The 7,464-nt window shown below is 65.7% G+C and carries 7 protein-coding genes and 1 pseudogene; 3 read left to right on the top strand and 5 right to left on the bottom strand.

What is annotated here, in order from left to right; all coding sequences use genetic code 11:
• Positions 1–308: 308 nt before the first annotated feature.
• Positions 309–974 (bottom strand): ATP-binding protein, encoded by a 666-nt coding sequence (locus ABTZ94_RS35010; RefSeq protein WP_351207080.1) that lies wholly within the window; start codon positions 972–974, stop codon positions 309–311.
• 191 nt (positions 975–1,165) lie between these two features.
• Here ABTZ94_RS35010 and ABTZ94_RS35005 point away from each other — a divergent pair, with 191 nt between their 5' ends.
• The gene (locus tag ABTZ94_RS35005; protein WP_351207078.1) at positions 1,166–2,011 is read left to right on the top strand and encodes a helix-turn-helix domain-containing protein; all 846 of its coding nucleotides are present in this window, start codon (positions 1,166–1,168) and stop codon (positions 2,009–2,011) included.
• The gene (locus ABTZ94_RS35000) at positions 2,011–2,202 is read left to right on the top strand and encodes a DUF397 domain-containing protein (RefSeq protein WP_351207076.1); all 192 of its coding nucleotides are present in this window, start codon (positions 2,011–2,013) and stop codon (positions 2,200–2,202) included. The genes ABTZ94_RS35005 and ABTZ94_RS35000 overlap by 1 nt, the downstream gene beginning before the upstream one ends.
• 233 nt (positions 2,203–2,435) lie before the next feature.
• Here the strand turns inward: ABTZ94_RS35000 and ABTZ94_RS34995 are convergent, their stop codons facing one another.
• From ABTZ94_RS34995 to ABTZ94_RS34980, 4 genes and pseudogenes are all read right to left on the bottom strand, one after another.
• Complete coding sequence (locus ABTZ94_RS34995; RefSeq protein WP_351207074.1) at positions 2,436–4,964, bottom strand: winged helix-turn-helix domain-containing protein; 2,529 nt, start codon at positions 4,962–4,964, stop codon at positions 2,436–2,438.
• A 381-nt stretch (positions 4,965–5,345) separates the two neighbouring features.
• A pseudogene (locus ABTZ94_RS34990) lies at positions 5,346–5,478 on the bottom strand (IS5/IS1182 family transposase); the annotation flags it as partial.
• Between the two features lie 122 nt (positions 5,479–5,600).
• The gene (locus ABTZ94_RS34985; protein WP_351207072.1) at positions 5,601–6,092 is read right to left on the bottom strand and encodes an RICIN domain-containing protein; all 492 of its coding nucleotides are present in this window, start codon (positions 6,090–6,092) and stop codon (positions 5,601–5,603) included.
• Positions 6,093–6,550: 458 nt separating this feature from the next.
• Entirely contained in the window at positions 6,551–6,748 is a 198-nt protein-coding gene (locus ABTZ94_RS34980) for a hypothetical protein (RefSeq protein ID WP_351207070.1), read from the bottom strand.
• Between the two features lie 59 nt (positions 6,749–6,807).
• On the opposite strand from ABTZ94_RS34980, the gene ABTZ94_RS34975 reads away from it, so the two are divergent.
• A complete protein-coding gene (locus tag ABTZ94_RS34975; protein WP_086831186.1) occupies positions 6,808–7,185 on the top strand; it encodes a hypothetical protein in 378 nt (125 codons plus the stop codon).
• The last annotated feature ends 279 nt before the right edge of the window (positions 7,186–7,464 follow it).

Raw genomic sequence — 7,464 nt, 5'->3', positions numbered from 1 at the left:
ACAGCCGGGCCATCAGCCTGGCCACCAACAGCCCGAACAACCGAAACGGCCCGCCGAAGAAACCAACGGACCGTCACGAAAGATCGAGGCTAACGCGATCGCAGGTGCCACCTCAACTGTGATGAGGACGAAGTCGTCCCGCCGACCGAGAGGGAAGGGTTGGTGGACCGACACTCCCGGCAGGAAGCCACAATGCTGAGCAGAGCACACGAGCGACCACAGGTTGTACGACTCTGTCCAATCACAATCTGCGTCCACGTCACTGAGTTCTTCAGCGATTTCAATGAGTTCCTCGGGCGAAGGTTGCTTCACGCCGAATCAGCCGCCTCGGCCTCAAAGTGCGCTTGCGCACAATCGAGGGCCTCGTCCGGATCACAGCCGTGGGCACGCAGCCAGTGGAGGAGGTCGGCGATCAGGTCGATCGCCATCTCCCTCCCCAAAGTCAGGCCCAATCGTTCACGACGGGATGTCGCCGGGACGGCACTGAGCCCACAAAGCCCTAACACCGCTTCCGCCTTGGCTACTTGGGGACCACCGACGTGATCATTCGCGGACCGCAGGCCGGTGACCAGCTCGCACCAAGTGACCTTGGAGTCGCCGCGCAGGATGACGCCCCAGCGATCGGCAACACCGTCCACAAGAGCCATGCCTCGCCCCGCTTCAGCCTCCCCCGCTGCCCTAACGAGCGTAGGGAGCGCTTGCACATCGGGATCACTTACCTCGATACGAAGGCGATCACCATTCATGGACACGGCCAGACAGGACGGAGTCCCTGGCCCTACATGCCTGACCACATTTGCGACCATCTCGGTGACGCAGATCTGCGCCGCGTAGACGACTCCCGGCAGCCCCCAGAGCTCCAGGTGCAACCGCATCACTCGCCGCAGACCAGCAAGCTCCTCCGCCTCGGCCAGGAACGCCAGGTCCCATGCCTTTCTCTCCACTCCGAAACGACACTCAACCAAGCCGATCACTCCTCCACCACAACGGGTCACCGTGTGTGTCCCGCACCTCTCATAGGGTGACAGCGGAACTTTCAAAATGGAACTCTCATATCGATGCAACGGGAGCACATGGACTGGCGCGCGCCCCCAAAGTGCGCTGTCTTGCTCGATGCACTCCGCACGATGCACGCTCTTGGGGATCAACGCGAAGGACCACAGCCATGCCAGTCGGACCAACCACCCGTAGACGTCAGCTCGGCGCGGATCTGCGTCGTCTGCGCGACCGCAAGGGCCTCACATTGGAAGAGGCCGGGGCTCGAGTCGGCATCTCCAAGGCGACCTTGAGCCGCTACGAGACGAAGGAAGGCACGGTCAAGTGGCCGGTAGTCGATGCCCTCTGCCGCGAATACGGCGCCTCAGATCAGGAACGAGCCTCGCTGGTCGAGCTGGCCAAAGGAGCCCGCATCCAGGGCTGGTGGCGCTCGCTTGCAGACCCGATCCCCGAATCGATGAACCTCATGCTGACACTGGAGGACGAAGTGGTCAGCGAGGATCACTACGCCTGCATGTACGTGCCCGGACTGCTCCAGACGCGCGCGTACGCAGAGGCGGTGCATCGAGCCTCGGAGATGCGGTGCACCGACCAGGAGATCCACCACATGGTGGACATCCGCATGAAACGGCAGGAACTCCTCGCCCGGGCCGAGCCGCCACACATCTGGGCAGTGATTGATGAGGCCGTCATCCGACGCATCGTGGGTGGCCACGACGTCATGCGCGAGCAGTTGAAGCACCTCTGCGAGCAAGTCACCCAGCCCCACATCACCGTTCAGGTGCTGCCGTTCGAAGCGGGCGCCCATGCCGCAGCGGTGGGCAGTTTCGTTGTCCTCGGCGGCCCCGCGCCTGAACTCGACGTCGTGTACGTGGACATCATCGGCGGCGGGCTCTTCATGGAGAAGCCACAGGAACTCGCGCGCTATAAATTGGCGTTCGAGTATCTGCGTGCGCAGGCATTGGACATCGAACTGTCTGCCGCGCTCCTGAATCGGGTCTGTGGGGAGTTTTGATGGATGACGAGCATGCGCACTGGTTCAAGTCGTCGTACAGCGGCGGAAGCGGCACCGAGTGCGTAGAGGTCGCTGACCTGCACCCGGTGGTCGGCGTACGCGACTCGAAGCAGCCAACCGGCCCCCACATCGCCGTACAACGCCGTGCATGGACCAGGTTCATCGCTTCGGTTCGTCTGCGGGAGTTCTGAGCCCGCAGAGATCAGCTGCGCTGATCCGTTCCGCCGTGGAGGAGCACTAGCGAAGGCCGCCACCGCGACGGTCGGGACGCCCAGCAGGAAGAGCGCCTGGGTGTGAGCCGCCAGGCGCTCAGCGCTCTCCGTGTCGTGATTGTCAAGAATTGTCAGGACGAACTCGCCGACCCGTAGAGGCCCGCCACGGCGGCAGGTCGATCTGGTCCAGCGTGGTGTATTTCGCCACCTGCTCATTCTCCTCTGATCGCGGCAGCCTCCCGGCGCCGGTCTTCGACGATCGCCACCCAGCGTGCCTGCACGGCAGCCTGCCCGTCCAGCCACTGCGCGCAGGGTAGATCGGTCGGCGGCGCCTCGCCGGCCATCAGGTAGGAGAGTTCCGCGAGATAGGCGAACTCTTCTCCCTGTACGCACTCTCGCAACCGCTCCCTCGCCTCGTCCAGCAGGTCAAGGCGCCCGAGCACCAGGAAGTGGAGGCAGACCGCGAGGCGGATGTAGGCGATGGAGGAGGTGAGTCCCGCTTCCCTGGCGCGCGAGGCGGTGTCCTCGGCGCGCTGCGCGAGATCCGCGGCGACACCGGCGTCCCGTACGAGTGTGGCGATGGACGTCTGGATCTCCGCCCAACGGATCGAGACGCCGCCGAGCATGTCCTCGGCGCGTGCGATCTGCTCAGCTGCGCGGGGGCGGTCCTGGAAGGCCGCGGCGAAGGCCAGGCACGCCTGGGCGAGCGCTGCTTCGCCCGGCTGGTCGAGGTGGAGTGCTTCGTCTCGTCCAGCGGCGTAGGCGGAGCACGCGGGTCCGATGTTGCCCTGCGTCCACCAGAGGTCTCCACGGGCCCGGTCGGCTCGGCCTTCCGGTCCCAGGGCCTCGACTGCGACACGTACGCGCTCGAAGCGGCCGACCCGGCGGGCCAGATGCACCAGACCTCGTGCGGCCGTGGGTGCGAGGCGGCCTCCGTCGTCGGCAACCTGACGCATCCCGTCCAGCGACGCGTCGAAGTTCCCCAGATCACGGTCGCATTCCGCGAGGAAGTATCGCGGCAGCTCCAGCAGCCGGTCAGGGAGCTGCCCGGAGTCGAGAACCGAGCGCAGGCGCTCCGCCGTGCGACCACGGTGTTCGCGCTGACGTTGGGCAATGGCCGACAGCGACACGGCCAGGGCCTCGGCCGGCGTACTGATCGCGTCGTCGCCGCCATCATCCTGTGCCGGCAGCTCGATGGGTTCCCAGACGAAGTCATCCACGTAGCGGAAGGCCGCATCGGCCAGCCAGTCCAGGTCCAGCTGGTAGTCACGGGCCAGACGCAGCCCCTGGCGCAGGGCAGCCACGAGGCGAGCCCGGTCGTCATTCGCCGCTTCGCGGCCGAGGGCGGTGAACGTACGGCGGGCCGCTCGTTTCCAGTCCGCCTCGCTCCACCGGTCCTCACTCGTGTCGTCTGCCTCGCGGACTGCCTCCCGTACGAGATCGTGCAGCCGGTGCCGCCACGGCGCACCGGGGTCCATGTCGACGAACGGGCGCTCGACGAGGTCGAGGGCAGGGGCGTCGCGATCGAGACCGGCCGCGGCGGTGGCCAGTTCGACCGAGAAGGAATCCAGCAGACTCACCGCGCGCAGGACACGGCGTACATCCGGGGGGAGGTCGCGGAACGTACGTGCGACGAGGGCGGAGAAGTCGAGGTTGAACTCACCGGGCACCGGGGCACGGTCGTTACGGCGGTAAAGATCCAGGAACCGCATCACCGCGAGGTCGAGATAGAGCGGCAGGCCGTGCGAATTCGCCGTGATCATGTGGCGGGTCCGGTCGTCCATCAACGGTCGGCCGGCGATGGTCAGCCGCTCGCACAGGTAGATCTCGCAGTCCTCCGCCGAGAGGTAGCCGACCGTGTGCTGACGCGGTTCCTCGGTGGCGCCGCCCACCAGCAGCGGCCAGCACTCCGGACCCGCCCAGTCGAGCTGACCTTCGAGCTTGGGGTCGTCCCACTGGAGGCGATTGCGACCGGTGATGACGAACAGGACATTCGGCATGAGCCACACCACGCGCTGGATCAACCGTTCCAGATCGCGGTGCACTCGGTCGCCGACATCCTCGAAGGTGTCCAGCAGGACAACGAGCGTGGACCGCTTTTTCTCCGGCACCCGGCTGAGGTCCCAGGCGAGCAAGTGTGAGTAGTAGCTCAGGGCCTCGAGGTCGGGGTCGGCCTCCAGCAGGTCGGCCAGGCGACGGCATTCCGCGAGTGCGCGTACCTGCTGCCGGTGTTCGCGCAGGGCCCGGACGACGGCGCCGGCGCTCTGCCCGATGACTGCGCCCGCGGTACCCGGCAGGGCCACTGCTTGCGCGATATCGGACAGCGCCGACTGCATCTGGCTCGACAGCGACCGTGTGCCCGGCAACCGGCTGAACCAGGTACGCCGCCGCAGATACTCGTCGAGCGGCTCCCCCGGGTGGTTGCGCTCCCAGTACCGCTGGAAGGCGATGTCGAACGCCGGCATGGGTTCGCCGAGTTCCGAAGCCGCCAGACGCAGGGCCAGCATCAACGACTCGAAGTCCACGCCCGATTCATTGGACAGGTCGACGCGTACGGGCACGACCCGGCCGATCCCGGAATCCAGCGGCGGCCAGTCACCGCCGTGTGCCGAATGGTCCGCCAGGTGCCCTGCGACACCGCGCGAGAACGTGGACTTGCCGATACCGCCGACCCCGTAGAAGACGAGGGCGTTACGCCTGGCGGATTCCAGGTCCTCCACGTCGAACCCAGGCTGTTTCACCCATTGGGTATGCCGGGCCAGAGCGGCGGCCACCGCGTCCCACTCGTCCCGGCGGTCTGCGAAAAAGTCGACCGCTCTCAGTTCGCGATCATTGGATCGGAACAGCGCTCGCAGATCGGATCGAGACACGCGGCACCCCCTGGTTGGCGACACAACCTACCAAGACCAACAGTGCTTTGATGCCTGGTCAAGAGCGAGCCACCTTCGGGTGAGGCTATGCGTTCGTTTTGCGCCGCCGATGGCGCGGGGCTCGTGTTGGGATCTCCAAGGCAACCTTGAGCCGCTACGAGGCGAAGGAGGGCACGGCCAAGCGGCGGGCAGTCGATGCCCTCTGCCGTGAACGCACCGAGTGCGTAGAGGTCGCTGACCTGCACCCGGCGACAGGCGGTCAAAGACCACCGCGACCCTGATCCGCGGATTGCGGCAGCCCCCCCAGGTGCAGCTCCTCGCGGGCAGGCAGCAACTCGAGGAAGTGGTCACGGATCGGGGCGAGAATGCATGACGGGTACGGCAGGCACGGTTCCCCCGGTGTTCACGATGCGTAGGAGACTTCGTGACCGGGCGCACTGCGCCTGCCTCGCCAGATGGACGCCGCTACGTCGGCACGCGCGGAGCCGGGCGTATGACCGAGCAGATTCAGGAGATCCTGAACCGCTGGTTGAACAGGCCGTTGCACTGGTACTGCACAATTTGCGCGTCGTCGGCGGTGCTCCTGCCCCGAACATCGAAGCACTTGTCGGCGAAGGTCTTGATCACGACCTCGCCGTTTCCGACGTTCTCAATCCTGAACCGCTGGTTGAACAGGCCGTTGCACTGGTACTGCACGATTCGCGCGTGGTCAGCACCGTTCCTTCCCTTCACGTCCAGGCACTTGTCGGCGAAGGTGCGGATCTCGACCTCGCCGTTTCCAACGTCTCTGATCCTGAACTGCTGGTTGGACATGCCGTTGCAGCGGTACTGCACGATTTGCACGTGGTCAGCACCGCTTTGGCCCCTCACGTCCAGGCACTTGTCCGCGAACGTGAGGATCGACACCTCGCCGGCTGCTGCCGCACTGGCGGCCGGTACCGCCGCTGCGGCCGACGCAGTAAGCGCCACGACCGCCAGAGCGCGACTCCACTTCTTCATGCCAGAACGCATTTACAAACCTCTTTCCTGGAGCGGGACTTCCCCTCCTTTCGGAAGACTAAAGATCTCCATGTGCCGAGCGGTCGCCCAGGCAGATACTTCACTCGTTCGCAGGCCGCGCCTGTGCTCCATCCGTGTGCCGGCTCGACGGAACCGGACGTGAATTCGGGTGACCGCTGCTCGCCGGCGTGGCCGGCTGGGCCGCTCGCCCTCACAACCCCGTTTCCGATGACCTACTGGCGGGCGCTCTTTGAAACGGCGCGCGCAGGCATGGACACCGGGTCTTCTGCCGTGTTCCTGAACCGGGTTCGCAAGGAGCTGTGATGGATCTCCAAGGCGCCCATTGGTTCAAGGCGTCGTACAGCACCCCCATCCGGAAGCGGTGATCCGTACGGAACGTTCTAACGGCGTTGTCGGCTCTTGAAGACGGGTGTGGCTCCTTCTGAGGGAGGGGTTGCTCACATCACCAGGTCTCTGGGACCGCTGGTGGTCAGGTTCGTGATCAGAGCGGCCGGCGCCAGGCCGGAGCACACGCCCCATCCGCCCAACTGGTGGTCGCCGACCCGCAGATGGGCGCCGAGCGCGCCGAGGAAGTAGAGGACAAGGCCAGCAGCCCCAGCGCGCCGGCCGCGAGTGCTGTGACCGGGAAGGTTCACCGTGATCGGAAGGCGGCTCGTGGGTCGAGCGCACGCGAAACTGCTGGTATTACTGGGGCATGCAGGAAGAGACCGCACGCTCCGCGATCGACACGTTCATCTCCGCGTTCAACGCCTCGGACGACAGCTATGTGACTGCCCTGCTCTCCCAGGCCCTGACCTCAGACGTGGTCTTCTGGGGGCCGTTGGGTCGCAGCGAAGGAATCGGGGCGGTCGAGCGGTTCGTGCTGGACATCCGGCGCCACCCGGCGGGGACCGGCACGATGGTGCGCTGCTCAGCGGTGGACATGCCTGACGAATGGGCCCGGTACCAGTGGGTCTTCACCACGCCTGATGGAGGCCCCCGCCTGGCGGGAACGGATGTCGTCCATCTGCGACGGAGCCTCATCGACCAGGTCATCGTCTTCGCGGGGGAGATCGAGCCGTTCGCCTCCTGAGTCATCCTTCTGTCGCTGTCCTTCTCCTGAACTTGCCCCGTCGGCGTTCGGGGGCTGCTGTTCGCGGTTGGTCAGCCTGCGTACACGGACAGGCTCAGCCACCGCGCCTCCAGCGCTCGGATCGGACGTCACCGCACATCCAACCGTCACGACCACCAACCCGGTGAACCTTCCCGGTCAGAGCACTAGTAGGGCTTTGTTAGGTCCTGTGGTGTGGTTCTGGTTTGGGTGCGGGTTGGCCGCATATCGAGCAGGCGCCGGTCCAGGTGGCCAGGAGGG

The organism is Streptomyces sp. NPDC002785 (assembly GCF_040295565.1).
GTDB lineage: Bacteria > Actinomycetota > Actinomycetes > Streptomycetales > Streptomycetaceae > Streptomyces.
The sequence above is the reverse complement of the archived record's forward strand: the minus strand, read 5'-3'. Positions and strand labels throughout refer to the sequence as shown.

Coding starts and splice junctions, on each gene's coding strand:
- ABTZ94_RS35005 (WP_351207078.1), top strand. CDS start 1,166: ATGCCAGTCGGACCAACCACCCGTAGACGTCAGCTCGGCGCGGATCTG.
- ABTZ94_RS35000 (WP_351207076.1), top strand. CDS start 2,011: ATGGATGACGAGCATGCGCACTGGTTCAAGTCGTCGTACAGCGGCGGA.
- ABTZ94_RS34985 (WP_351207072.1), bottom strand. CDS start 6,092: ATGAAGAAGTGGAGTCGCGCTCTGGCGGTCGTGGCGCTTACTGCGTCG.
- ABTZ94_RS34975 (WP_086831186.1), top strand. CDS start 6,808: ATGCAGGAAGAGACCGCACGCTCCGCGATCGACACGTTCATCTCCGCG.